General features: G+C 39.3%; 27 protein-coding genes. 14 read left to right on the top strand and 13 right to left on the bottom strand.

The window, feature by feature from the left end:
• Nucleotides 1–154: 154 nt before the first annotated feature.
• The 5 genes from ACGTNH_RS01830 to ACGTNH_RS01810 form a co-directional block, all read right to left on the bottom strand.
• A complete protein-coding gene (locus ACGTNH_RS01830) occupies nucleotides 155–1708 on the bottom strand; it encodes a fatty acid--CoA ligase (protein ID WP_394584624.1) in 1554 nt (517 codons plus the stop codon).
• A gap of 42 nt (nucleotides 1709–1750) precedes the next feature.
• Entirely contained in the window at nucleotides 1751–2518 is a 768-nt protein-coding gene (locus ACGTNH_RS01825) for a 3-hydroxyacyl-CoA dehydrogenase (protein WP_394584623.1), read from the bottom strand.
• 3 nt (nucleotides 2519–2521) lie between these two features.
• The gene (locus ACGTNH_RS01820) at nucleotides 2522–3676 is read right to left on the bottom strand and encodes a thiolase family protein (RefSeq protein WP_394584622.1); all 1155 of its coding nucleotides are present in this window, start codon (nucleotides 3674–3676) and stop codon (nucleotides 2522–2524) included.
• A gap of 19 nt (nucleotides 3677–3695) precedes the next feature.
• Nucleotides 3696–4847, bottom strand: a complete 1152-nt coding sequence (locus ACGTNH_RS01815) for an acyl-CoA dehydrogenase family protein (protein ID WP_394584621.1) — start codon at nucleotides 4845–4847, stop codon at nucleotides 3696–3698.
• A gap of 230 nt (nucleotides 4848–5077) precedes the next feature.
• Nucleotides 5078–5815 carry a Cof-type HAD-IIB family hydrolase gene (locus ACGTNH_RS01810; RefSeq protein WP_394584620.1) on the bottom strand — a complete coding sequence of 246 codons (738 nt, stop codon included), beginning with the start codon at nucleotides 5813–5815 and terminating at the stop codon, nucleotides 5078–5080.
• Nucleotides 5816–5999: 184 nt separating this feature from the next.
• On the opposite strand from ACGTNH_RS01810, the gene ACGTNH_RS01805 reads away from it, so the two are divergent.
• The gene (locus ACGTNH_RS01805) at nucleotides 6000–6383 is read left to right on the top strand and encodes a DUF302 domain-containing protein (protein ID WP_394584619.1); all 384 of its coding nucleotides are present in this window, start codon (nucleotides 6000–6002) and stop codon (nucleotides 6381–6383) included.
• A 28-nt stretch (nucleotides 6384–6411) separates the two neighbouring features.
• Here the strand turns inward: ACGTNH_RS01805 and ACGTNH_RS01800 are convergent, their stop codons facing one another.
• The gene (locus ACGTNH_RS01800; RefSeq protein ID WP_394584618.1) at nucleotides 6412–7134 is read right to left on the bottom strand and encodes a DUF421 domain-containing protein; all 723 of its coding nucleotides are present in this window, start codon (nucleotides 7132–7134) and stop codon (nucleotides 6412–6414) included.
• A 137-nt stretch (nucleotides 7135–7271) separates the two neighbouring features.
• On the opposite strand from ACGTNH_RS01800, the gene ACGTNH_RS01795 reads away from it, so the two are divergent.
• Genes ACGTNH_RS01795 through ACGTNH_RS01765 form a run of 7 tightly spaced genes read left to right on the top strand, consistent with a single transcriptional unit; the run spans nucleotide 7272 to nucleotide 11208 of the window.
• The gene (locus ACGTNH_RS01795; RefSeq protein ID WP_394584616.1) at nucleotides 7272–7529 is read left to right on the top strand and encodes a metal-sensitive transcriptional regulator; all 258 of its coding nucleotides are present in this window, start codon (nucleotides 7272–7274) and stop codon (nucleotides 7527–7529) included.
• Nucleotides 7530–7585: 56 nt separating this feature from the next.
• Nucleotides 7586–8065 (top strand): DsrE/DsrF/DrsH-like family protein, encoded by a 480-nt coding sequence (locus ACGTNH_RS01790; RefSeq protein WP_394584615.1) that lies wholly within the window; start codon nucleotides 7586–7588, stop codon nucleotides 8063–8065.
• A 17-nt stretch (nucleotides 8066–8082) separates the two neighbouring features.
• Entirely contained in the window at nucleotides 8083–8370 is a 288-nt protein-coding gene (locus ACGTNH_RS01785; protein WP_394584614.1) for a rhodanese-like domain-containing protein, read from the top strand.
• Between the two features lie 19 nt (nucleotides 8371–8389).
• Entirely contained in the window at nucleotides 8390–8950 is a 561-nt protein-coding gene (locus tag ACGTNH_RS01780; RefSeq protein ID WP_394584613.1) for a sulfurtransferase TusA family protein, read from the top strand.
• Nucleotides 8951–8988: 38 nt separating this feature from the next.
• The gene (locus ACGTNH_RS01775) at nucleotides 8989–10116 is read left to right on the top strand and encodes an MBL fold metallo-hydrolase (RefSeq protein WP_394586109.1); all 1128 of its coding nucleotides are present in this window, start codon (nucleotides 8989–8991) and stop codon (nucleotides 10114–10116) included.
• A gap of 37 nt (nucleotides 10117–10153) precedes the next feature.
• Entirely contained in the window at nucleotides 10154–10381 is a 228-nt protein-coding gene (locus tag ACGTNH_RS01770; protein ID WP_394586107.1) for a sulfurtransferase TusA family protein, read from the top strand.
• A 50-nt stretch (nucleotides 10382–10431) separates the two neighbouring features.
• Complete coding sequence (locus ACGTNH_RS01765) at nucleotides 10432–11208, top strand: sulfite exporter TauE/SafE family protein (protein WP_394584612.1); 777 nt, start codon at nucleotides 10432–10434, stop codon at nucleotides 11206–11208.
• Between the two features lie 45 nt (nucleotides 11209–11253).
• On the opposite strand, the gene ACGTNH_RS01760 is transcribed toward ACGTNH_RS01765, so the two are convergent.
• Entirely contained in the window at nucleotides 11254–13158 is a 1905-nt protein-coding gene (locus tag ACGTNH_RS01760; RefSeq protein ID WP_394584611.1) for an LTA synthase family protein, read from the bottom strand.
• Between the two features lie 877 nt (nucleotides 13159–14035).
• On the opposite strand from ACGTNH_RS01760, the gene ACGTNH_RS01755 reads away from it, so the two are divergent.
• The 4 genes from ACGTNH_RS01755 to ACGTNH_RS01740 all read left to right on the top strand — a co-directional run bounded on the left by ACGTNH_RS01755 (nucleotide 14036) and on the right by ACGTNH_RS01740 (nucleotide 16601).
• Nucleotides 14036–14182, top strand: coding sequence for a hypothetical protein (locus ACGTNH_RS01755; RefSeq protein WP_507161309.1), 147 nt, complete (start codon nucleotides 14036–14038; stop codon nucleotides 14180–14182).
• Between the two features lie 170 nt (nucleotides 14183–14352).
• Nucleotides 14353–15477 carry a CapA family protein gene (locus tag ACGTNH_RS01750; protein WP_394584610.1) on the top strand — a complete coding sequence of 375 codons (1125 nt, stop codon included), beginning with the start codon at nucleotides 14353–14355 and terminating at the stop codon, nucleotides 15475–15477.
• Nucleotides 15478–15678: 201 nt separating this feature from the next.
• On the top strand, nucleotides 15679–16008 hold the full coding sequence (locus tag ACGTNH_RS01745; RefSeq protein WP_394584608.1) for a winged helix-turn-helix transcriptional regulator: 330 nt from the start codon (nucleotides 15679–15681) through the stop codon (nucleotides 16006–16008).
• 344 nt (nucleotides 16009–16352) lie between these two features.
• Entirely contained in the window at nucleotides 16353–16601 is a 249-nt protein-coding gene (locus ACGTNH_RS01740) for a DNA alkylation repair protein (protein ID WP_394584607.1), read from the top strand.
• 85 nt (nucleotides 16602–16686) lie between these two features.
• Here the strand turns inward: ACGTNH_RS01740 and ACGTNH_RS01735 are convergent, their stop codons facing one another.
• The 3 genes from ACGTNH_RS01735 to ACGTNH_RS01725 form a co-directional block, all read right to left on the bottom strand.
• Nucleotides 16687–17277 (bottom strand): hypothetical protein, encoded by a 591-nt coding sequence (locus ACGTNH_RS01735; protein ID WP_394584606.1) that lies wholly within the window; start codon nucleotides 17275–17277, stop codon nucleotides 16687–16689.
• Between the two features lie 9 nt (nucleotides 17278–17286).
• A complete protein-coding gene (locus tag ACGTNH_RS01730) occupies nucleotides 17287–18468 on the bottom strand; it encodes an Alp7A family actin-like protein (protein WP_394584604.1) in 1182 nt (393 codons plus the stop codon).
• A 372-nt stretch (nucleotides 18469–18840) separates the two neighbouring features.
• Nucleotides 18841–20028 carry a class I SAM-dependent rRNA methyltransferase gene (locus tag ACGTNH_RS01725; RefSeq protein ID WP_394584602.1) on the bottom strand — a complete coding sequence of 396 codons (1188 nt, stop codon included), beginning with the start codon at nucleotides 20026–20028 and terminating at the stop codon, nucleotides 18841–18843.
• Between the two features lie 155 nt (nucleotides 20029–20183).
• On the opposite strand from ACGTNH_RS01725, the gene ACGTNH_RS01720 reads away from it, so the two are divergent.
• Nucleotides 20184–21197 carry an LLM class flavin-dependent oxidoreductase gene (locus tag ACGTNH_RS01720; protein ID WP_394584600.1) on the top strand — a complete coding sequence of 338 codons (1014 nt, stop codon included), beginning with the start codon at nucleotides 20184–20186 and terminating at the stop codon, nucleotides 21195–21197.
• Nucleotides 21198–21315: 118 nt separating this feature from the next.
• Entirely contained in the window at nucleotides 21316–21447 is a 132-nt protein-coding gene (locus tag ACGTNH_RS01715; RefSeq protein WP_394584598.1) for a hypothetical protein, read from the top strand.
• Between the two features lie 475 nt (nucleotides 21448–21922).
• Here the strand turns inward: ACGTNH_RS01715 and ACGTNH_RS01710 are convergent, their stop codons facing one another.
• The 3 genes from ACGTNH_RS01710 to ACGTNH_RS01700 all read right to left on the bottom strand — a co-directional run bounded on the left by ACGTNH_RS01710 (nucleotide 21923) and on the right by ACGTNH_RS01700 (nucleotide 25490).
• Entirely contained in the window at nucleotides 21923–23272 is a 1350-nt protein-coding gene (locus tag ACGTNH_RS01710) for a dipeptidase (RefSeq protein WP_394584596.1), read from the bottom strand.
• Nucleotides 23273–23425: 153 nt separating this feature from the next.
• A complete protein-coding gene (locus ACGTNH_RS01705) occupies nucleotides 23426–23584 on the bottom strand; it encodes a hypothetical protein (RefSeq protein WP_394584595.1) in 159 nt (52 codons plus the stop codon).
• Nucleotides 23585–24002: 418 nt separating this feature from the next.
• Complete coding sequence (locus ACGTNH_RS01700) at nucleotides 24003–25490, bottom strand: glutamate synthase subunit beta (RefSeq protein WP_394584593.1); 1488 nt, start codon at nucleotides 25488–25490, stop codon at nucleotides 24003–24005.
• Between the last annotated feature and the right edge of the window lie 5 nt (nucleotides 25491–25495).

The following is a 25495-nucleotide window of genomic DNA, read 5'->3' as shown; positions in this document are numbered from 1 at the left end:
ATTTCGGCACCTGGCACCCCTGTAGAAAGCGAAATGTTTTGACGGAAAGGTGGTAATTTCCTTTCTTGGCACATAAATAATCCGAACTGATTTTAATAAAATCGTTCGGATTATACTATGCCTTATTCAGTTTTGTCCCCGCCTGCTTCTTTTCCTACGTTCGAGTTTCAAGGCTTTCTCTCAGTTTAAATTTCTGCAGCTTGCCGCTGGCATTCCGCGGAAGCACATCTACAAATTCGTAGCGTCTCGGGCGCTTATATCTAGCCAAACGATTGGAGGAGGTGCAGAATTCCTCTAAGTCTGTCTCTGTTAAGCTTTTTTCTTTAGGGACAACGTAAGCAACTACTCGTTCCCCCCACATTTCGTCCGGCTCTCCAACTACTGCCGCATCGACGACTTGGGGATGATCAAATAATACATCTTCTACTTCTCTTGAGTATATGTTTTCTCCACCTGAAATAATCATATCTTTTACCCGGTCACTTACCCATAAATACCCCTCTTCATCGAATGACCCTATATCACCGGAGTGATACCATCCTTTGTACATAACTTCTTCGGTCGCTTCAGGCCGATTGTAGTACCCCTTCATCGTACTCGGTCCTCGCACTACAATTTCTCCAAGCTCTCTTGGCTCGCAGACATCTTCAGGATCTGCCGGTCCATCTGCTCTTGTTCTTACGACACGGACCTCATGATTAATAAGGGCCCTTCCCGCCGATCCAGCTTTTGAAATCTGCTCATCTTCTAACAGCGCCGTTATGGCTGGTCCCATTTCTGTCATGCCGTAAGCTTGCAGAAGCTGCACGCCCAGTGCCTCATGCAAACGAGTAGTTAATGCAGGTGCCATTGGCGCCCCTCCATACAACCCTTGCCGCAGTGAAGAGAAATCGTTCTGTGTGAATTCTTCCTGAAGTACCATGTTCCACATCGTCGGCGCGGCAAACATTGTTGATATTTGTTCTTCTCTCACAGTTTCAATCATAGCTTTTGATTCAAAATGGTGGAGAATGATATTTGTCGCTCCTACCATAATCCTTGGAAAGAACGTACAGTGGAGTTCAGCACAATGGAACAAAGGAGCGACACTTAATCCACGATCTTCAGCGGTCAATCTTAGAGTGGCGGTTAAAATAAGCGCCTGATCTACCATATCTCGATGCGTGTGAAGCACCCCTTTAGGAGCACCTGTTGTGCCTGACGTATACATAATGGCGTAAAGGTCATCTTCATCCACCTCCACGTTAGGCCTCATTGCTTGTGCCTCCTTAATCGCATCGTAGTAATGTTCAGCATATCCAAGCTCTTTCTCGTCAATTGACCAGAACGTAGTATGAGGAAGTGAAGCAGCAATACCTTTAACGGAGACAGCCGTAGCCTTTTCAAAGATAACGACTTTAGGGTCAGCATCATTGATAATGTAATCAATTTCTTGAGCGGTTAAACGAAAATTAATGGGATTAAATACGGCTCCAATTTTCATGCAGGCAAATAATGTCGTGGCAAATTCTGCTGTATTAAACAGGACCGTGGAGACTCGATCCCCTTTTTCTATCCCTTCGGCAAGAAGTGTGTTGGCCAGTTTGTTTACCTCTTCATCCCATTCACTGTATGTCCACCTTGTTCCTAATCGCAGGTCAACTAACCCTTCTTTATTTGGATACTTGGCTACGGTTTGTTCAAACATACTCGTTAATGTAGGTCCCATACCTAAACCTCTCCCTTTTTAATTTTTAGTCGCCTATCTCCCCTACTTCGGCTGCAACCTTATCGCACCGTCAAGGCGGATCACCTCCCCGTTTAACATAGGGTTTTCAATTATGCTTAACGCAAGTTTGCCATACTCCCGGGGACGGCCAAGGCGATTTGGGAAAGGGGTAGACTTTCCCAGAGCCTCTTTAGCTGCAGCAGGAAGAACGTCAAACATAGGAGTTTCAAATAATCCAGGGGCTATTGTCATTACGCGTATACCGAATCGAGCTAACTCCCTTGATACAGGAAGCGTCAAACTAGCAACCCCGCCTTTAGAAGCACTATAAGCGGCTTGTCCGATCTGACCATCAAAGGCCGCAATTGATGCCGTATTAATGATAATTCCTCGTTCGCCTTCTTCATCTGATTGGTTTTCTATCATTTTTTCAACTGACAGTCGTATCATATTAAACGTTCCAGTCAGATTAACTTCAACAACTTTCTGAAAAGCATTTAACTGATGAGGTCCTTCCTTCCCATAAACCTTCTCCGCAATAACGATGCCGGCACAATTTACAAGGGCATTAATATATCCGAAATGGTGGACTGCTTTAGTAAGCACTTCTTTAATTTGCTCTTCATTTGTAACGTCTAAAAGGTAAAATTCCGCTGAATCATTCAGCTCTTCAGACAGTGCCTCGCCTTTCTCAGCGTTCACATCTGCTATAATAGCTTTACCTCCGTGCTCGACAATGCTACGAACAGCTGCCTCTCCTAGACCTGAGGCGCCTCCTGTCATAACTGCCACAATATCCTTTGGATTCATTGTTCACCCCTCCAGCCGCTCAATAATAGTTGCATTGGCCATCCCCATCCCTTCACAGACAGCCTGAAGACCATATCGACCCTTACTTCTTTCTAATTCGTGAACTAAAGTTGTCAGCAATTTAGTTCCTGTCGCGCCTAAAGGATGGCCTAGTGCAATAGCACCTCCGTTTACATTCAGTTTGTTCCGTTCAACACCTGTCTCTTTCAGCCAAAATAAAGGAACAGTAGCAAAAGCTTCATTGACTTCAAATAAGTCAATATCATCAAGGTTAAGCCCAGCTTTTTGTAATACTTGGTGAGTAGCTGGTACGGGACCCGTAAGCATAAATGTTGGATCAGAGCCAACTACAGAACGAGCAACGATTCGGCATCTTGGCTGCATTCCTAATTCTTCCGCTTTTTTGCGAGACATTAAAAGAACCGCCGACGCACCATCACTAATTTGACTTGCATTTCCCGCTGTAATTACACCATGCTCGTTAAAAACGGGCTTAAGCTCAGCTAATGTTTCTGTCGTTGTACCCGGGCGCGGTCCCTCATCGTGCTGCATCATAATCGGCAAACCTTGTTTATCTTTAGCCTCTACTGCCATTATTTCTTTATCAAAACGCTCTTCTTTCCTTGCACGCAGAGCGCGTTCATGACTGCTGGCTGCATATTCATCAAGATCCCTGCGGCTCAGCTTCCAATGATCAGCAATTCTTTCAGCTGAAAGTCCCTGATTTATAATTTCATACCGATCGGTGAGTTTATCACTGTACTTTGACCCCTTCATATTTGAGAACATAGGAACCCTGGACATGCTTTCTACTCCTCCAGCAATGACAATGTCCATATCCCCGCTTGCTATGGCTTGAGACGCAAAATGGAGAGCTTGTTGACTTGAACCGCATTGTCGATCAATCGTTACCCCAGGAACTTCCTTAGGAAAGCCTGCAATGAGGGCAGCTATACGAGCCACATCCCCTGCTTGCTCCCCTACTTGAGAAACACATCCGGCAATGACATCGTCTACTTTTCCTGGGTCTAAGGAAACACGATCCACTACTTCCCGTAACACTTTTGCTAACAATTCATCCGCTCTAATATCACTTAACACACCGTTTCTTTTTCCTACGGGGGTGCGTACAGCCTCTACGATAACTACTTCATTCACTTCTATTCCTCCTAACTATTCACTTACCTAGTCCCATCTTTTTTGCTATGATGGATTTCATGATTTCATTAGACCCTGCATAAATAGCTGTAACAGGTGCATCTCGGAACCTTCTGGCAATTTCATACTCTTCCATATATCCATAACCTCCATGTAAATGCATACAAGAGCCGGCTACCTTTTTAACAAGGTCAGTAATCCACCATTTAGCCATTGAAACTTCCTTCTCTACATCTTCACCATTTATATGGGACTGAATGGTACGGTCTAAAAAAGTCCTTCCGATTTCTACTTCCGTTTGCAGTTCAGCCAACTTAAATTGCGTGTTTTGAAAAGAAGCTATAGTCTGGCCAAAAGCGTGTCTATTTTTTACATAATCAATGGTAATCTCAAGCATCCGCTCACTCGCTGAAATTCCTCCAATAGCAACAATTAAGCGTTCTTGCTGAAGCTGGTCCATCAAGTAATAAAAGCCCTTCCCTTCTTCACCTATTAAATTTTCTTTTGGTACCCTTGCATCTTCAAAAATCAACTCTGATGTATCTTGGCTAAACAATCCTACTTTTTTTAATTTCTTCCCTCTCGAAAATCCCTTCGTCCCTCTTTCAACGACTAACAGACTTATTCCTCTATGAGAAGGTTGAACTTTTGTATCTGTTTTACAAACCACAAGTACCAAATCAGCATGTACACCATTCGTAATGAAGGTTTTTTCTCCATTTAACACATAGTGGTCCCCATCAAGATGAGCACTAGTTCGAATACTCGCTAAATCAGATCCTGCTCCAGGCTCAGTCATGGCAACAGCTGTGATCACCTCACCAGTGACACATTTAGGCAGCCATTTCTTTTTCTGCTCAACTGTTCCATAATGAGATAAATAAGGCACAACGATATCGCTATGTAACCCTATTCCAATAAGACCTGTGCCAACTTTTTCTAATTCTTCGTTAATGACAACCGAATATCCGAAGTCTGCTCCATAGCCTCCAAATTCATCTTCTACCCAGGGACACAAATATCCTTGCTCTCCAAGCTTATTCCAGAACGAGCGGGGAACCTCCCCTTTTTCTTCCCACTCATTGAAAAAAGGATAAGCTTCCTTTTCCAGGAATTTCTTTAAGGAGGTACGAAGCATTTCATGTTCTTCCTTTAAGTAAGCAGGTTTCATAACGAACCCCCTTTTACAGAATTTTCAGATATGTGAAAGCACAAAATATCTCACTTATATTAATTCGTGTCTCCAACTCAAATTCCTGCTTAATTTAGGTAAGCGTTTTCAATAATAAAAAACGCGGACCTCATCTTAGGATGAAGATCCGCGTTTTTTATATAGGAGGAGACTTTAGGTAGGGTAGTACTATATTATGCTGGAGCACAAGGACTTATGCCACCTCTGAATTATAATACGCTCTCAATCGCTTTAGCTACTCCGCTTTCATCATTCGTATTTGTGACCCACGCCGCAGCTTTCTTGACATCTTCTTGAGCATTCCCCATGGCGACACCAACCCCTGCCTCTTTGATCATTGCTAAATCATTTAAACTGTCACCAACTGCCATTACATTTTCCATCTTCATATTCAAGCGTTCACAAACTTTTAGAAGTGCAGCTGCTTTATTAACTCCTGCCGGGTTTACTTCGATATTCGTTGGACTAGAATTTGAAATTTCCAACTCATCATTATTTAAAAGTTCATCTAAGATAACTTTTCTAACTTCATCATCTTCAATATCAAAGCCAAACTTCAACCAGTCATAGTCGCTTACCTCTTTGTCGAAGTTCTGTGTACTATTGAATTGTCCTTGTACGGTAGTAGACCAATAATGTACTTCATGTTCCTGACGAAGCTCCCATAGACGTTCCACGAGTTGTGAATCAAGCAGGGTCTGGTCAACTAATTCAAATTTATCGTTATAAATTTCCCCGCCGTTAATCGTTACAATATAAGAAGAACGCCCCAGTGATTCCGCAATTTCTCTGCAGCGGTCAAGGGAGCGGCCAGTACTAAGTACTACATGAATTCCGTTTTCCTTTGCTTTTTGAATGGCTTTATAATTTTCTTCTGAAACTTCTTCTTCTGTATTTAATAATGTACCATCCATATCCAATGCAATCAGTTTTATATCTTTCTTCATAGATGTTTCACGTCCTCTCTTTTGCTTCCCTTATTTTAATATAAATAAAGGAATTGTTACAGGCTTATGATTAATCTTTTCCTCGTTATGTTTTGAAAGAAAAAGAAATTCTATTATATTCTGATTAACAAAATACTTATGAGGGTATATTACGTATAAAAATTAAACAATGAGGAGGATAATTATGTTTGATTACACAGTTTCGACAAATAAAGGAATTGAAGAAGCTGTCGAAAGTCTTGAAGCCAGTCTGAAAGAAGAACAGTTCGGGGTACTTTGGACATTTGACATTAAGGATAAACTCCAGGAAAAAGGTTTAGATTTTAATAAAGAATATAAAGTATTAGAAGTTTGCAACCCTAAAGAAGCTCAACGAGTTTTAAGTGAAAACCAGATGGCCGGTTATTTTTTACCGTGTAAAATGGTGGTGTATGATGATGAAGGAACAACCAAGATTGGTATGCCTAAGCCAACAGCACTCATTAGTATGGTGAATGATGACACGATTGAATCACTGGCTAAGGATATTGAAGAACGATTAATCGTTTGCATGGACAAGAGTGTTTAATAGAGAGGGGTTATGCTGCCCCCTCTTTTTAATGCACAATTGGAGGAATCGCGTCATCATCCTCTATTTTCGTCGAATATACAAATTTCCCTGACGGTGTTAGAGCTCCATAAAAAACCTCTTGTATATCTTTAATTGCATGTTTATCTAATTGCTCTTGTATCCAATTTATATCTTTGTTTAACCTTTTTAGCATGTCCTCTTGAAGTTCTCCATCTAAAATAATGGGAACATCATACTCACCTCTTGAGATCTTACCGCCCACGTCTCCCTTTGTAGCCCACTCTTTGTCTCCTTTTAATTTTACGGATAGTTGTCCATTCGCTTCTACAACGGCTATTTCAACATCCTGGATCGTGAATACACTCTTCTCTCTTAGCATTTGAGCAATATTATCAATGGCATAGTGCACTTTTTTCATATTTTTATAAAGGAACTTCCCATTATATATAACTACTGTAGGCTCAAACGTAAGTAATTTACCAACCTTTCGGCTCTTCAGCTTCAAATAAATAATGAATTGATGCAATAAAGCAATCGCAACCATAGCTACTACGGTATGAATATGATCGATACTTGGGTCTGCAATATCTGCCCCCACAACGGAACCAAGAACTAATACGACTAGAAAATCAAAAACAGGAAGTTCTCCTATGGAACGCTTCCCCATATACAATCCGACCACTAGAAGAAGTGGAAGGATTGTTACAATCCTACCTAGCACTTTTAGAGCGTCGATAAATATATCCACTTAATATCACCTCAGTTTTAGGCTTTCCAAAAAAGTTTGTTTTAACGGTTGACTTTATACCCAACGGGGTATATTGTGAGTAATGTACTGTTATTCATTAGCAAAAATTAAACTCCAAAAACAAGGAGGTTTACCATATGGAATACAACAGCTCAGTAAAAAACCGAATAAAACGAATGGAAGGCCAGCTGCGAGGTGTGCTGAAAATGATGGAAGAGGGGAAAGATTGCAAAGATGTTATCACCCAGCTTTCAGCTACACGCAGTGGACTTGACCGGACGATCGGATTAGTCGTGGGTTCCAACCTGGTTGAATGCATTCAAGATGCTCAAGATGAAGAGAAAAAAGAAGAATCCATTAACGAAGCTGTACAATTATTAGTGAAAAGCCGCTAATTTTTTTGAAATAAATAATACCCTTAGGTGTATAAGTATATAGGAGGATGACGAATATGTCAGAAACAAAGAAAACGAATATTATCTTATTCAGCGGAGATTACGATAAAGCGATGGCTGCCTACATTATTGCTAATGGAGCAGCAGCATATGATCATGAAGTAACTATCTTTCATACGTTCTGGGGATTAAATGCATTACGTAAAGATGGTCACGTAGCCGTCAAGAAAAACTTTATGGAAAAGATGTTTGGCAAAATGATGCCTCGAGGAGCAGATAAGATGGGGCTCTCTAAAATGAACTACGCAGGTTTTGGACCGAAGATGATTAAAGATGTCATGAAAAAGCATAATGCCATGCCTTTGCCTGATTTAATTGAAATGGCTCAAGAGCAAGAAGTGAACTTAGTCGCTTGTACGATGACGATGGATTTACTTGGACTTCGCAAAGAAGAGTTACTTGATGAACTTGAATACGCAGGAGTCGCCGCTTATCTGGGAGAAGCAGAAGACGGTAACGTCAACCTATTCATTTAAGGAGGGTGATGACGAGTATGAAAACAATGACAGCAAAACAAGTAGAAAATCAGCACAAAGAGTTAAACATTATAGACGTAAGAGAAACGGATGAAGTGGCAGCTGGCAAGATACCTGGAGCGCAAAATATACCTCTGGGGCTTTTAGAACTCCGTATGAACGAGTTACACAAATCAAAAGAATACGTTATGGTTTGTCGTTCTGGGGGACGCAGCGGTCAGGCTGCGCAGTTTCTTGAAGGGCAAGGCTATCATGTCATTAACATGGATGGCGGAATGATGAATTACAAAGGAACAACCGAATAAATCTAAGGAGGAATTAGGTATGGATATTAAAACAAATGAAGTTTTGGACGCAAAGGGACTCGCTTGCCCGATGCCAATTGTGAAGACGAAGAAGACCATTAAAAATCTTGACGCAGGTCAAGTGCTTAAAGTAGAAGCTACAGACAAAGGCTCTACCGCTGATATGAAAGCTTGGGCTGAAAAAACAGGACACCAATACCTTGGTACTACTGAAGAAAATGATGTGCTAAGCCATTATATTCGCAAATCAAGTGATGAAGATTCACAAGAAAAGCAGTACCCACACGTCGTTGATAATGAAGTCCTTCAATCTCTAGATGAAGATGCAATTGTTTTAGATGTTCGTGAATCTGCGGAGTACGCTTTCGGCCATATTCCAGGTTCAAAGTCTATTCCGCTTGGTGAACTAGATGAACGTATGAGTGAAATTGGTGATACGAAGAATATTTATGTGGTTTGCCGCACAGGAAACCGCAGCGACATGGCAGCGCAAAAGTTAGCTGCTAAAGGCTATAACCATGTATACAATGTTGTACCAGGAATGAGCGGCTGGTCAGGAGAAACAACAAAATCCAACTAAATTTTTAAGCAAAATAATACCTTAGGGGGTAATTTGTGATGACTGTAAATGCTATGACTGCTCAGCAGGTCACTAAAAAAATAGTAAACAATGAACCACTTTTTATTTTAGATGTTAGAAATGAAGATGCTTTTCAAGACTGGAAAATTGAAGGGAAAAGCTTAACGTATTTAAATATCCCATATTTTGATCTACTAGACGGTGTTGAGGAGATCCTTGACCAACTGCCAAACGACCAAGATGTGATTGTCGTTTGTGCAAAAGAAGGATCTTCTGTGATGGTGGCTGAAATGATTTCTGAAGAAGGCAGAAATGTTTTATATTTACAAGGTGGAATGAAAGCTTGGAGTGAATATCTAGAGCCTGTTAAGCTGGCTGACTTAAAAGATGGTGGAGAGCTCTTCCAATTTGTTCGAATCGGTAAGGGATGTCTTTCTTATATGGTCATCTCAAATGGAGAAGCTGCGATCATAGATGCTGCACGCATGACTAAGATTTATACTCGTTTTGCAGAAGAAAAAGGAGCTAAAATCACTCACGCTTTCGACACTCACCTGCATGCCGATCACATTTCAGGTGGTCGTAAATTAGCTGAACAAACAGGATCCACCTATTGGCTTCCGCCGAAAGATGCTGGTGAAGTGACGTTTAACTATGCACCATTAGAAGATAATAAAGCCGTGAAAGTTGGAAAAGCGGAGATCGCAATTCACGCATTGTATTCTCCGGGTCACACAATTGGTTCTACTTCATTCGTTATCGATGATCAATACCTTCTTTCAGGTGACATTCTTTTCATTGATTCGATTGGACGTCCTGATCTAGCTGGTAAAGCAGAAGACTGGGTAAACGATTTACGTGAGACACTCTACTTTCGTTACAATGAGCTTTCTGACGAACTGATCGTACTACCCGCTCACTTTATGAGTATGGATGAACTTAACGAAGATGGAACAGCAGCAGAAAAACTAGGAACATTGTTTTCTAACAACCATGGTTTAAACATTGAAGATGAAACAGAATTCCGCAAAATAGTGACGGAAGATCTTCCGCCGCAGCCAAATGCTTATCAAGAAATTAGAGAAACAAACATGGGGAAAATCTATCCAGATGAAGAGGAACAGCGCGAAATGGAGATTGGACCTAACCGTTGTGCGGTTAGATAACACAATAAACACAAATAAATGTTGGAGGTTTTAAATGATGGATTCTACTAAAGTATTAGACGCAAAGGGACTTGCTTGCCCAATGCCGATCGTAAAAACAAAAAAGGCAATGAAAGAACTTGAAACAGGAGATGTGCTTGAAATTCACGCGACGGATCAAGGAGCTAAAGGTGATTTAACAGCCTGGGCAAAATCCGGCGGACACGAATTACTAAAGAGCGACGAAGAAAATGAAGTACTAAAATTCTGGATTCAAAAAGGATAAAAAAGAAAAAGGGAACCTCGAATGGTTCCCTTTTTTAAGGAGTGTAGGTTATGGAGTTTGGACTTATTGTTACCGTATTCTCAATTGGTTTTGTTGGATCCTATATCTCAGGCATGCTCGGCATTGGAGGTTCGATTATAAAGTACCCCATGCTGCTTTATATTCCTTCTCTTGTTGGTTTTACTGCCTTTACAGCTCACGAAGTTTCCGGAATCAGTGCCGTGCAAGTTTTCTTTGCAACAATTGGCGGGGTATGGGCCTATCGTAAGGGCGGATATTTAAATAAAACGCTCATCCTTTACATGGGTGTAAGCATACTAATCGGAAGCTTTATTGGTGGTTATGGATCCCGATTCATGCCAGAGGATGGCATAAATCTAATTTACGGCATTTTAGCCTTAACTGCGGCCATTATGATGTTTGTACCAAAGAAAGGAATAGATGACATTCCATTTGACCAGGTGAGCTTTAATAAATGGTTAGCCGCTATACTCGCCTTCATCGTGGGAATTGGTGCTGGTATTGTTGGAGCAGCTGGTGCCTTCTTATTAGTACCGATTATGCTAGTCGTACTAAAAATACCAACGAGGATGACGATTGCTTCTTCTCTAGCCATTACATTAATATCATCCATCGGTGCTACGGTTGGCAAGGTCTCTACAGGACAAGTCGATTATATCGCTGCCGGAATAATGATTGCGGCCAGCTTAATCGCTGCACCACTAGGAGCTAGAACAGGTAAGACAACGAATACTAAAGTATTGCAAACAATACTAGCTGTTTTAATTGTAGGTACAACTATTAAAGTTTGGTTAGATATTATTTAATTTGAAAGTAAAAGCCTCCACCATTAAGGTGAAGGCTTTTATCATTTATTCTTCGTCCTGATCGGACTCTTCTTCTTCAATTAATTCAGTCTCATCGAGGTAGCGTAGCAAATCACCATAAACGATAGAATCTGACATTTGGAGCTCTTCTTCAGCTTCTGCAAATAATGGCTCACAAGCTTTACTATCTACTTCTTCTCCTGTTTCACGATCATAACAGGTGTCCTTAACACCTACATAATCTTCGTTAGCAAAGTCTCCATCCCGAGTAATCATCATTTCACGACGGTCTTCACTAAATAAGTCATGTCCAAACTGAATGGGATTGTCATCTTCGACTCCAAGCATATTCATCAATGTCGGTCGTAAATCAATTTGTCCTCCAACTGTATCACTTTCCTGAGGTTCAATTCCTTCACCGATCATTAACAATGGTACACGCTGCAGCTGGAACTGTTCATAATCATTAATATCTTTATCCAAATACTCACCCATGGCTTCCTGGTGGTTTTCAGAAATTCCATCATGGTCACCATAAATGACAAGAATGGTATCATCATAAAGATCGGATTGTTTAAACTCTTCCACAAATTGCTTCAACGCTTCATCTTGATAACGAATGGTTTGGAAGAAACGATTTAATGTTCCACTATTTGTTTCACCTTCATCAATATACTTCTTATCATCAGGAAGTGTAAAAGGATGATGGTTCGTTAATGTAATCATTTTATTGTAAAAAGGCTGTTCCATTTCTTCCATCTTACCAAGGGATTCTTCAAAGAAATATTCATCAAGATAGCCCCAGCCGTACGACTTTTCCTCCGTGACATTATAATCCTGCTTGCCATAAAATTCATCATAGCCTAGAGAATCATACATAACATCACGATTCCAGAACGATTTATCATTAGCATGCATGTTACTGGTGAAATACCCATTTTCTCCTAGAATTTCAGGCGTAGCTTCATACTCATTACCTGAATGTGTAAAGAAAGCTGCCCCACGATTAAGTCCATATAATGAATTATCAAGTATAAACTCTGAATCTGAAGTTCGGCCTTGCTTTACTTGATGATAGAAATTACTAAAGTAAGCTCCTTCTTCTTTCAAATCATTAAAATATGGAGTTAATTCTTCCCCATTTAACTCATTATCTACTACAAATGTCTGGGTACTTTCAAGTGAAAGAAGAATAACGTTTTTACCTTCAGCCACACCTGTCATTTCACTATTAGGCTCCGTTTTCTTTTCATTCAAATAGTTTAAAGCAGGTACAAGTTCGTTACTATCGGCAAAAGTCTTTTTCATTTCTGTTTGACCTTGAAGTACAATATCATACACATGATAATTAATGACCCCAATATACTTCACTAACATATTACGGTCGAAAGCTCTTTCAAGAAGATCGGTACGCTCTGTTTCCGCCCATGCAAGGTTGACTAAGAAAAGCGGAATAGCGATAGCTGCCATAATCGCACCTTCTCTACGTTTAGGCATAAACCTGGGGAAACGACTAGATTTCAAATAGAATAATAGAAAAACTGCAGCAAAAACATCAACAAATAAAAAGATATCCGCCAAAGATAGAATATTTGTGATACTGCCGCCTAATCCAGCCAGGTTAGCTACTTGGCCAAGCATTGGTACAGTTATAAAGTCGTTGTACTCTCGATAGAAAAGTACATTTACATACAAAAGAATTGAACCAATTATATAGGTTACTAACAAACCTTTGCGGCCGGCAAGTAGAATCCCAAGCCCAAACAATAAGAAAATACTGCTTAGAGGGTTAAAAGCCAGGATAGCAGCTTCGTTTGCATTCTCAACACCAAGGGTAAATATACTCCCCTGGATAAAGTACATTTTCATCCAAAAAATAGCGATAACGATAGCGTATACGGCCCATTTATTCAGTTTTTCTTTGCTTAAATATTTATTATTTGTAAACATCGTAAAACCTCCGTTAATTTCGCACTCACTTATTCTACCTTATATCCCCCAATTTTTGAACTTAAAACTGTGTCTTTTTAACAAATTGAAATATTTGTAACGAAGTATTCGTTTTTTTGACACATAAAAATAGGCCATTATCCTCGTGACAGGCTGTTTTACCTATTTAGTATGATTACAAGATATTACAAGCAAAGCTTTATCGTTAACCTGTTTTATATCGAATAATACCTTTATTTTGAGATGTCCAATTTCTATATAAGAATTAAAATGAGTAAAAGCACCTATTTTATCGACTATTTTTTATTGCATAGAGAAGTGACCAAAGATTTATCGGTTAAATTAAAGAAATCTATTATACCTTTAAACCATGTCCACTTTCAATAGAAACTTTTAAAATCCACTCTTCAAACAACTTATAAGTATGCTCGATCAGCTTATCACCAAGCATTAAAAATGGCGAAAACTGCAGGCCGGTAAAGGAAGCGGAGCTATACGCTGTTAATTAAACCGCTGTCTGAAGAAACTGCTCAATGCAGCTTTTGAGCACGAGATTTATCATATTAGGAAACCTTATGTCTATGTACAAGAAATGAAACACACAAATCTTCCTTTGCATGGGAAAACAATTTATCATCATCTTATTTTTGATAAAACTATAATTATCCCCCAATAAGTTAACTTTTAATTTATAAAGTTAACTTATTTAGGAGTGTGAAGTAATGCTCCTTCAAAGTAAAAGATTACATATAATTATAAATAGCGCGATATTTGCGGCCATAACAGCCATTTTAGCTCAAGTTGAAATCCCGCTTCATTAGGAGCTGCGGGACTCCCCGTATTTGCAGGATTCAGCGGCGGCCCTACAGGAGGCTATATATATGGTTTTATAGCTGCGGCATATGTTACAGGACTAGTACTTGTAAAAACGAGGTTTACTATCAATTGTGCGAGGGTCGCCAACACTTTTTGGGATGAGTATTACATTATTGTTAGGTATGCTCCAGCTGGATTTGAATTTTAGTTAGACGAAGGCTTATTCAGGTTCGGCTTTTATCTAAATGTAAAGAAGAGGCCTAAAACCACCCTCCATAGGTGGTTTTTCTAATTTCCATAGAATATTTTGTTCTTTTTTTTGTTATAATAAGGAAAAATGTCCGGTTCAATTTTTGCTAGTAAAGGAGTTTGATTTACGTGAAAGTATTTCTAGCTCTCACATTGTGTCTATTTGTGACAGCATGCAGTGAATCCCCTGCCCCCCACCAGTCAATTACTCATCCGCACAAAGAAATTTCTTTGCAAGAAAAACAATCTTTCACTCCTCAGGATAAAATTAGTGTGTCCGCAGTAGGTGATATGTTAATTCATGACCGTGTTTACAATGACGCTAAATCTTCAGATAGTTTTAACTTTATGCCTATGCTGGAAAAAGTAAAACCATACTTGGAAGATACAACGATCACCATGGCGAACCAAGAAACAATGATAGGCGGAGAAAGCATAGGATTATCCAGCTACCCTTCTTTTAATACGCCTCAGGAATTTGGTGATGCTCTCAAAGAGCTAGGTGTTGATGTTGTCACCCTCGCCAATAACCACACGTTAGACAGAGGCGAAAAATCAGTGCTGAAAGCTATTGAACACTGGGAATCACTTGAAATGATGTATACTGGTGCATTCAAAAATAAAGAGGATCAAAATAAAATAAGGGTTTATGAAACAAAGGAAGGCATTGACGTCTCTTTTCTAAGTTATACATATGGAACAAATGGTATTCCAGTGCCTAAAGGAAAATCGCACCTTGTAAACCTTATTGATAAGAAACAAATAAAAAGTGAAGTAGAAATGGCAAATCGTAAAAGTGATGCAATTATCCTCAATATGCATTTTGGAGATGAATATGAGCCTCTCCCTAATAAAGAACAAAAAGATTTAGCACAATTTGCAGCGGATTTAGGAGTAGATGTGTTAATTGGACATCACCCCCATGTACTACAGCCTATTGAATGGGTAGAAGGTAAAAATGAGCACAAAATGCTAACAGTCTATTCCCTGGGAAATTTCTTTTCGGGACAAAATGCCTTAGAGAAAAGAATTGGGGGAGTATTTAAGTTTGACCTTATTCGAAAAGAAGAAAAAATTGCCGTAGAAAAGCCTCGATTTTTATTAACTTATGTAACTTCTGAAGGATCTCACGCGTATGAAGTCCTCCCAATGCACGAATTAGATAATAATCTTCTGCCTGACTATAAAAGGATAATGAAAGAAGAGAAAGTACATCTTAAGCAATGGATGCCAGAACTTGAATTTGTGAAGTAGAGAAACACCTTTACGTAATATGGTGAGAAAACTTGTCTCTTAGAAAGCGGCGTTTTTTTCTGTTCTCTACTTCAGCCGATTAAGATGTTCTACTATAAAAATACTTCCAAGGGAAAATTAGGTTACTAATTGTAACCTAATATACGTTTTTCATTTAATAACTTTTAGTTTCGTGGTATATTACCCTTAGGAGTGATTGCAATGAATAAATCCGTTTGTCCTCGTTTTGAGAAAGCTGTTACTTTATTGAGTCAACGCTGGACAGGTTTAATTATATATCAATTATTGGAAGGCAAACAGCGCTTTAAAAGTATAGAATTATCTATCGGGATTAGTGGTAAAGTACTTTCAGATCGCCTTAAGGATTTAGAAAAGGAAGGGCTGGTTCTTCGCGAAGTAATTCCTGAAACCCCTGTAAGAATAGAATATTCCTTAACTGATAAAGGAAAGGCTTTAAAGCCTGTTATTGATAGTATTCAAAACTGGTCCCATGATTGGATTGAAAATAATAAAAGTAAGAGTCTCAGCTAATTAGAATAAAGCATATAATCATACGAACGATTCTATTGAAATCAGTTCGTATGATTTATATTCGATAAAGTTTATCGCTGTTTCAACGAACTTTATTTTTCTTAGCACGGCGGGAGTCACACTTTTCCCCGCTCCGTCTCTAAGAAAAAATGAAAGAACTACTGTATACTCCAATATACAGTTCCAGGCTTTTTAATAGTTTGGACCGATATATTGGGATCTTTTTTTTGCAATTTCCCAGGAAATACTGAGATTATCATTTTTTAAAATAAATAATTATAAAATTATGGGAATTTACCCATACTATTAGATAACCATACTCTTTTATAAAGGAAGCGAAAAAATTGAAACCTTATTTATGTCCTAATTGTAAAACCAATCGATCAAGATTTAATAGGATTAAGCAGGTTGCTACTTGCATTAAACTTGATCCTCGTTCTGGAGAGGTAATATCTGAGTGTAACCCTGATCAGTTAGCTGTCTATCATGTGGACTATAGAGGTCCAGAATATAAAGTGCAATGCGGATCATGTGGTTCCATTGAAGATGAGCGTGCATTCTTAAGTTACGCAAAAAACAACCCGATGGCTTAGTCCGTCATTAAAATAATCTCAGCCCGACTTTTTGTTTTTTCTCTCCATTATAAACCCCCAGTCAGATGATGATTGGGGGTTGTTTTTACTTATTCATACTGGACAAGAAATCCCCTAAAGGATCCTCTTCTTCTTGATCTTCATCTTGAGATTCTTGTAAAGAGTGAATATCACCTTGTAAACTATCCAAACTTAGATCATCCAGTTCAAAGTCACTGCTAGTTTCCATCGGTTCTTCGGTTTCTTCTTTTATTTCAGTCACACTTTCTTGACGTGATTCTTCAAGAGAAGCAGCTGTTTCTTCCTGTAAATAAAGAGCTTCATCAATATCTACAGCATTACTATTAAGAGAAGCAAGCAGCGTCATCGCTCGAGTAGGGTCACTTAGCAACTGGTGGATTATACTTCCCATCAGGGCTTCAGAATGCTCATGTTTTAACCAATTACGCTGTTCTTTTGTCAGTTGGCGAGGTAAAGGTATTGTGACTGTTTCTTTTTCTTTAGATAATGACTGGCTGACTCCGTCCATTACAAACTGTGCAATTTTACTTGAGAAATTCCGTCTCTCACGTTCTTTTAATGCAGTTAATTGTTTTAACAAATGGTCAGGTGTATCCGAGGGGACACGAAATGTAATGGATTGCCCCCTTTCTACGCCCTTCTTGGAACTACTCATTTAATCACCTTACTTCGATGGTGCTTTTTCTTTTTTATCTTCTTTTTTATTATGGATCGGTTCTGTCTTGCGAATATAGTCTGAAATTAATTTATAGTATGCATTAGCCATCATCCAAATACTCTCGTTTTCATCTTCAAAGAAATCAATATTGAATCCGTCAAGCTTATTATTGAGCGTTTTAATATATTCCTTCAGTACAGCTGAACCTCCACCTACAAAGTAGCAAATCTCTGACTGGGAATTTTTCTGCCATACATTTCTTAAGAATCGGTATTGCTTTTTCGCTAATTCCAGTAAGATACGATCAGTGATGTCATGTACGCTGGTTCGGCTTCCTCTCACCATAATATGGTGACGATCATTTTTCCTTGTAATTATATCTACTACATCTCGACGGCTGTCTAACTCTACCCCATGCTTTGTTAAAATTTCATCTCTAATTTGTTCTAGAGATTCTGCCACCCCTAAATTAAACCCCTGTGCTTTATCATCGTCTACATTACGGTTACGTATTACTGCTATATCCGTAGAAAGCCCGCCAATGTCCTGAATAAGGATTTGTCTGTCAATCAAGTCTTTATTAATGATATTTAAGTCATTATCCATAACCAGGTTCACATATGCCGCAAAGCCCTCTGGGTACACTTTAACTTCATCAAACTTAATATTTACTTTCATACCTTGATATTTTGGTGTAACTAGAAATTCAACTTGGTGAACAGAACCTAAAAGCTGCGATCTGTAACCTACGTCTTTCCCTTCTTTCACTTCACGCAAAGGCAGGCCTGTGCCCAGTGTGTAATTAGCTTCTACTACACTGTTTTTAGAAGACTGGGCGTCTTTACCAGCTACAGCGTCTAACGCCAGAGAAGTAAACAACATAACCAGCGTTTGATCTTCTTCTGATTTACTGCTGCCAGGATCAAGTTCAGTTGAATTATCACTTTTAGCAGCTAGATTACCCACACGATAAATCGCGTTATTTTCCTGAAGTGCAGGAGAATGCACGCGAATATGTATGTTATCTAGAGGTTCTTTATCATCAAGTTCTTCAATTCCTATAACAGGTCGATCTTCTAAATCTCGCGCTATAACATTAGGTATATATAATTCAGATTCTAATTTCCCGAAGTTTGCTTTCACTGCATCGTTCCCAACATCAACAGCAGCAATTCTTGATTTTGTCATTTAATAGCTCTCCTTTAAATTAAAGAATTTTGCTAGATTACTAGCTTACTATTAAACATATTAGATTGTACCAGAATAGTCAATGTGACTATTTTCGTGTTCGTAATTGTGTGCAATTAACTTATTTTTGTTTACTTGTTTACATTTATGTACGCAAGCCTTTATGCCAGTTTGCAATCTATTTTGCACACATGTGTTCATATTTGCACACAATATAGTTACAAATTGTTTACAAGTATTCAAAATTGTATACTTGTATTCAAAATTGCAATCATAATGATGAAAATACTATTTGTTATTAATATCCAGTTCTGAATGTGAAGAAACATGAAAAAAGAGCATATAAAAAAAGGCTGTAAAAAAACAGCCCTTTTATGAATCCAGTTTAACAAATAATACTTTCAAATAATTACCTTCTTTGAAGGAGGAAGTTGTTTTAAAATCATTGGGCAAGGAGAATTCCTCTATAATCTTATAGGAACGACGAGAATCCTTACATGCTTGATCAATGAATGACTTAAATTTACGCATGTTAAACTTCGCGCAGTTTGTAGATGCTACAATTGTTCCTTTGCTGTCAGTAATAGAGATCGTATCCGTTAATAGAGAAGTATAATCTTTCTCTGCTCTAAACGTTCTTTTCTTAGAGCGTGCAAAACTTGGAGGGTCTAACACCACTAAATCAAACAATAGATCTTTTCGGTTAGCATATTTAAAGTAATTAAATACATCTTCTACAATAATATCGTGCGCTTCGTAATCAATCCCATTAAGGCTGAAATTTTCAATGGTTTTTGCATAGCTTCGGTTTGCTAAGTCCACACTTGTTGTATGTTGAGCCCCGCCTAAAGCAGAAAAGAGGGAGAAAGCTCCAGTATAAGAGAAGGTGTTCAGTACTCTCTTTCCTTCAGAGTATCGATCACGTATCGTCTTTCTTACTTCCCTTTGATCTAAGAAAACGCCAACCATTGCCCCTTCATTTAAATAAACCGCAAAATTAACTCCATTTTCTTTAACAATAATAGGAAATGAACCCCTCTCCCCTGCTACAAACTCATCCTCTTCAATGTACTGCCCCTGCTTCCCGAACCGTTTCTTTTCATAGACCGCCTTGTATTGTACAAGATTTTTTAACGCTTTAAGTACATATTCTTTAAAACAGTATGCCCCTTCACTATACCAATTGATTAAATAATATTTATCAAAGAAGTCAATGGTCAGGCCTCCAAAACCATCTCCTTCTCCGTTAAAAATACGAAATGCATTTGTATCCGGATCATTATATAGAAACTTTCGGTATCCTATCGCTTTTTTTATTAACTTTTCCATGAAGGATTCGTCAATCTGCACAGAAGGATCATTCGTTAAAATCCACCCAATTCCCTTATTTTGAAGGCCGTAATAACCTCTCCCAATAAAGCTGCCTCTTTCATCAGTTATTTCAACAATTTCTCCCTCAACAATATTATTATTAGTCTCAGCAAGGGAACCCTTGTGTAGGAGGGGGTATCCCCTTCTAAATTTGTTTACCTCTTTATTTTTAATTTTAATTGATTTCATAACGCTCTCCTGCTCTATAGTAATTGTAGTACTATGTTAAAGTTAATTATTCTCAGTTGCAAGAAGATCGGCTGCAAGCAGATTATTTTGAGTCCCGAAATATGATTGATAATATATACTCTGATAATAACCTTTTAATAAAGGAAGATGATTAGATGTCTAACAAACAGTTACAAGATATAAACTATTCTGTGCTGGACTTAGCACCCGTTTTAGAAGGAGGCAGTCCCGCTCAATCTTTTCAAAACACAGTGGACCTTGCTCAGCATGTTGAAAGATGGGGGTTTACGCGATATTGGATGGCTGAACATCACAATATGCCTTTCATCGCTAGCTCTGCCACATCTGTCGCTATAAGTCACGTAGCTCACCACACCTCTACTATAAGAGTCGGATCGGGCGGTATTATGCTGCCAAATCACGCCCCCTTAGTAATTGCAGAACAATTTGGCACTCTTGAAACACTTTTTCCCGGTCGCATCGACTTAGGACTTGGTCGTGCTCCAGGAACAGACCAGACGACGGCTCACGCACTTAGACGGCATTTAGATAGTAATGCGGAAAACTTCCCTGCAATGCTGGAAGAACTTCGAGGCTACTTTGACCCAAGTCTGTCTACTGGTATTAGAAGTGTACATGCTATACCTGGAGAAGGTCTTACAATACCCATTTGGTTGTTAGGCTCTAGCGGATTTAGTGCACAATTAGCTGGACAGCTTGGCCTTCCTTTTTCATTCGCCAGTCATTTTTCACCAAATAATACCATGGGCGCTCTAGATCTATACCGAAGGCATTTTGAACCATCAGACACGCTTTCTGAGCCTCACGTCATGGTAGGAGTCAATGTTATTGCCGCAGATACAGATGAGGAAGCTGAACGTCTTGCCACCTCTCTTTACCAGCAGTTTTTAAACTTAGTACGAAATACGAATATGCTACTCCAGCCCCCTGTAGATAACATGGATGACATCTGGATGGAGCATGAGAAACATGCCCTTGACCAGCAATTAGGAGCTTCTATTATAGGGGGACCAGAAAAAGTAAAACGTGAACTGCAGCAATTCTTAGATCGTACGCAAGCAGACGAAATGATGATCATTTCTCAAATTTACAATCATGATGCCCGAGTACGTTCCTACGAAATTGTAGCCGATTGTATGAAGAACTAAAACCAGCCATTACGGCTGGTTTTTTTGTATGTGTTTAACATATAACTAAAGGGAAATTAAATATAAATGAAATAGACTTCTGCTGGACATCGTACTCTTGAACTTTAGGAGGGAACTAATGATTGAACTTGTTGGCACCTGTGCTGATTGTGGAAAAGCCGTATACTGTAAAGATGGTTTTTTGGATGGAGTCATAGATGAAAATCAACATCTACTATGTAATCGATGTGTAGAAAATGAGAGCCAATAACGGCTCTCTCAGCTTGTAGAGAATTCTTAAAGAGTGTAAAATTCCTAGCATTAGCGAGTGTAAAGGGTTTGAGGAAACGGACTCCCTTTCCGCGGGCGAATGGTGTGCCTCCTCGGGCTTTATCAGCCCTCCGGGGTCACACCTTATTCCCATTTCCCGCAGGAGTCTCATCGTTTCCTCAAACCCTTTTTCGAAATAAATCATGAGCATTCATTTACTCAAGCTGTGAAAGCAGCGTTTGCAAAAGGCTATTCACATTACGAAGGTTTCAAGATCCCATTCTGGTAAAAGGAAAGGAAAAAGTGCCGACTCCTGCGGGACGAGCAGACAGGAGAAGCCCCGGAGGTCGCAGACCGAGAAGATTTTCCGTCTTGCCCCGAGGAAAGCGGCGCTTTTTTCTGTTCCTTTCTTCATACTTATATGAGGTACATCTTAGCTTTTTCGACAGACTGAGAGAGTCAATAGCGGCTCTCTTTTAAAAATCCTGAAAAAATTCACAAACCGTTTCTATCCCTTTCGTAAAGTTCTTAATATGAAAATGCTCATTAGGAGCATGTAAATTCTCTGAAGATAATCCGAATCCCATGAGAACTACAGGCGCATCTAAGACGCGCGAAAACACTTCTACTATAGGGATGGATCCCCCTTCTTTAGGAAATAGAGGACGGACCTTGTATACACGCTCATAGGCGTCAGCAGCTTTTTGAATCATAGGATCTTTAGAATCCAATGCTACAGGTTTAGCTTTGATCAGTTGATTTAATGTCACTTTGGAGCCTGCTGGTTTATAGTTTTGTACGTGCTGCTCTATCCGATTATAAACATCTTGAGGGTCCTGTTCTCCGACAAGTCGACAACTTATTTTCGCATAAGCTTTAGCAGGTACGATCGTTTTAATACCTTCCTCCTGAAACCCACCGCTTATTCCATTGATTTCTAAAGTAGGACGAATCCCGGTTCGTTCTTTAAAACTATATCCTTCTTCCCCATAAAAGCTGTCTAAGCCTAATTCCTCCTTCGTTACTTCTTCATCAAAAGGTATTTGGGATACTTCTTTCCGGAGTTCTTCTGTCACCTCGGGTACACCTTCATAAAAGCCCTCTACTGCAACCCGCCCTTTTTCATCATGAAAGGAATCGAGGAGCTTAACTAAGCAATGGACAGCGTTAGGCACCCCTCCCCCATAAGAGCCGGAGTGTAAATCTGTATGAGCCGTCTTCAAATCCAGCTCTAAAGCAAGAGCCCCTCTTAAGGAAGTACAAATCGCCGGCTGCCCTTTATCAATAAAAGAAGTATCGGAAATAAGTACAGCATCGGCTGCTAGCTTCTCTTCATTCTCATGAATAAATGGATCAAGGTTTGGACTAGCTACCTCTTCTTCTCCCTCAATGCAGAATTTTACGTTTATTGGAAGGCTGCCTTTCTCTTTCAATAAAAGTTCTACCGCTTTAATATGAATATAGAGTTGACCTTTATCATCGGTGGCCCCACGCGCAAAAATTTTATCATCCTTTATAACAGGCTCAAATGGGGGCGTTTCCCAAAGGTCAAGAGGATCAGCGGGCTGTACATCATAATGTCCATAAATAAGTACAGTAGGTTTCCCGACTGCGTGCATCCAATCAGCGTATACTATAGGATGCCCTTTTGTGTCGATGACCTCAACATTGTCCATTCCAGCCTTGTTAAGTGCATCACTCAACCACTCAGCTCCTCTATTGACTTCACTCTTATACTCAGATAAAGCTGATATGCTTGGAATGCTGAGGAACTCCTTCAATTCATTTAAGAACTGCTCTTTATGTAAATTAATTTTCTCCTTCATAGTAAGCCTCCTGGTTATATTTTCTTTAAGTATAACAAGTTTTTAACATGCATGTGATTCATCTCTATGTATGAATCATAGATATACCAGGAATTATATAAAAAAGCTCTTTAGTCATAGCTAAAGAGCTTATCTAACCTATTCTATATGGAATCAGCTATGCTGATTTACTTCAAGTACAGGGGTAGATTGGTTTGTGGGCTGAGTTAGTTTCTTTCTCTTTTTGCGAGCGGATAAAATATTTTCAACCGCTGCCATAATTAAAAACATAAGTAATACAGTTAAAGACAACATATAGAGAGATGTTAACATTCGATCCAAGCCCCTTTCTAAATAAAATCTTTGATATATTAACAAATCTCTCTATATAATACCAAAAAATCCAGTAAAGTAAATATAAAATTTATATTCTTTTAAATACTGCTGTTTACTCTAAAATACAATAATTGCACTTTAACAAAAAATAAAAACCCATTGTCCTTAAAGGCAATGAGTTTCCAATTATCATTATATTTATTATAGCAGTGATAGGATAAATCCAATTACTACAATCGCACCAATAATCATTAGAATCGTTCTAAGCACAAGTCAACACCCTTTCTTTATTGTTTACTGTTTACATACCTTATTTATCAGCCATTGAAACTGAAATTATACAAATTCCTTCATTTTACTCATATACTTTTTCAAACGAACTAAAAAAACCAGCCCTTACCGGACTGGTTTATACTTATGGGAGTACAGTTGATCCCATTAAATATCGATCACATTCTCGTGCGGCTTCTCTACCTTCGTTAATAGCCCATACGATCAAGCTCTGACCTCTGCGCATATCTCCGGCGGCAAAAACGCCCTCTACGTTTGTTTCATACTTGCCATATTCAGCATCTATATTTGAACGTTCTGTTGTTTCAACTCCAAGTTTTTCAATAAGATCCTGTTCTGGACCGCTAAAACCAATAGCAAGTAAGACAAGATCCGCTTTCCAAACTTTTTCAGTGCCAGGAATCTCACGGCGTGAACGATTTCCTTTTTCATCAAAAATCAATTCAACGTTTACCGTATGAACTTCTTTGACACGTCCTTCTTCATCTCCAACAAAGCGTTTTGTCATAACGGCATAGGCCCGAGGGTCACGGCCAAGGTTAGCATCTGCTTCGTTGTGACCGTACTCTACACGGTGAACAATAGGATATTGTGGCCATGGATTCGTTAAGTCATCACGATCTGCCCCTTTTTTATCATAAATATCAAACTGGGTCAGACTCTTACAATTATGGCGGACAGATGTAGCTAAACAGTCTGTTCCTGTATCACCACCGCCGATTACGATCACGTCACGGCCTTCTGCAGAGATGTAGTTTCCATCTTCTAGATTAGAATCGAGTAGACTCTTTGTGTTGGAGTGAAGGAAGTCCATCGCATAGTGAATTCCTTTTAAGCTTCTGCCATCCGTGTCTATATTACGGTGAACAGTTGCTCCTCCACATAAGATAACGGCATCGTATTCTTCACGAAGTCTGGACACAGGGTAGTGACGTCCTACTTCAGTGTTTGTAATGAATTTAATTCCTTCCTGTTCAAGGATATTCACTCTACGTTCGACCACTGAATAAGGCAATTTCATTTCAGGGATACCATACGTAAGCAAACCACCTACTCGGTCATTTCGTTCATATACAGTTACCCAGTGACCCGCTTTGTTTAATTGAGCGGCTGTTGCTAAACCTGCAGGCCCTGAGCCTACTACAGCTACTTTTTTGCCTGTGCGAGACTTCGGTGGTTCTGGTTTAACCCAGCCATTCTCGAAGCCTTTTTCAATAATCGAGCGTTCCACTGTACGGATAGCGACAGGAGGCTCATTAATCCCTAACACACACGCTCCCTCACATGGAGCAGGACATGCAAACCCTGTAAATTCAGGGAAGTTGTTCATCTCATGCTCTTTTTTCAATGCTTCTTTCCACTGACCGCGATAGACTAAGTCGTTCCATTCTGGAATTAAGTGATATACAGGACAACCAGTAGTTGATCCGTTAATTTCCATCCCAGTTTGACAAGTAGGAACGCCGCAGTCCATGCAGCGTGCCCCTTGTAATTGAGCTTCTTCATCAGTCAACGGAAGAGTATAGTCATCCCAATCTTTAGTACGCTCGGCAGGATCACGTTCTTTTTGTGATTGCCGCTCGTATTCCATAAAACCTGTAGGCTTTCCCATTTGTA

This window comes from Halobacillus sp. B23F22_1 (assembly GCF_043497005.1).
Classification (GTDB): domain Bacteria; phylum Bacillota; class Bacilli; order Bacillales; family Halobacillaceae; genus Halobacillus_A.
This window is presented reverse-complemented; position numbering and strand designations above follow the sequence as displayed.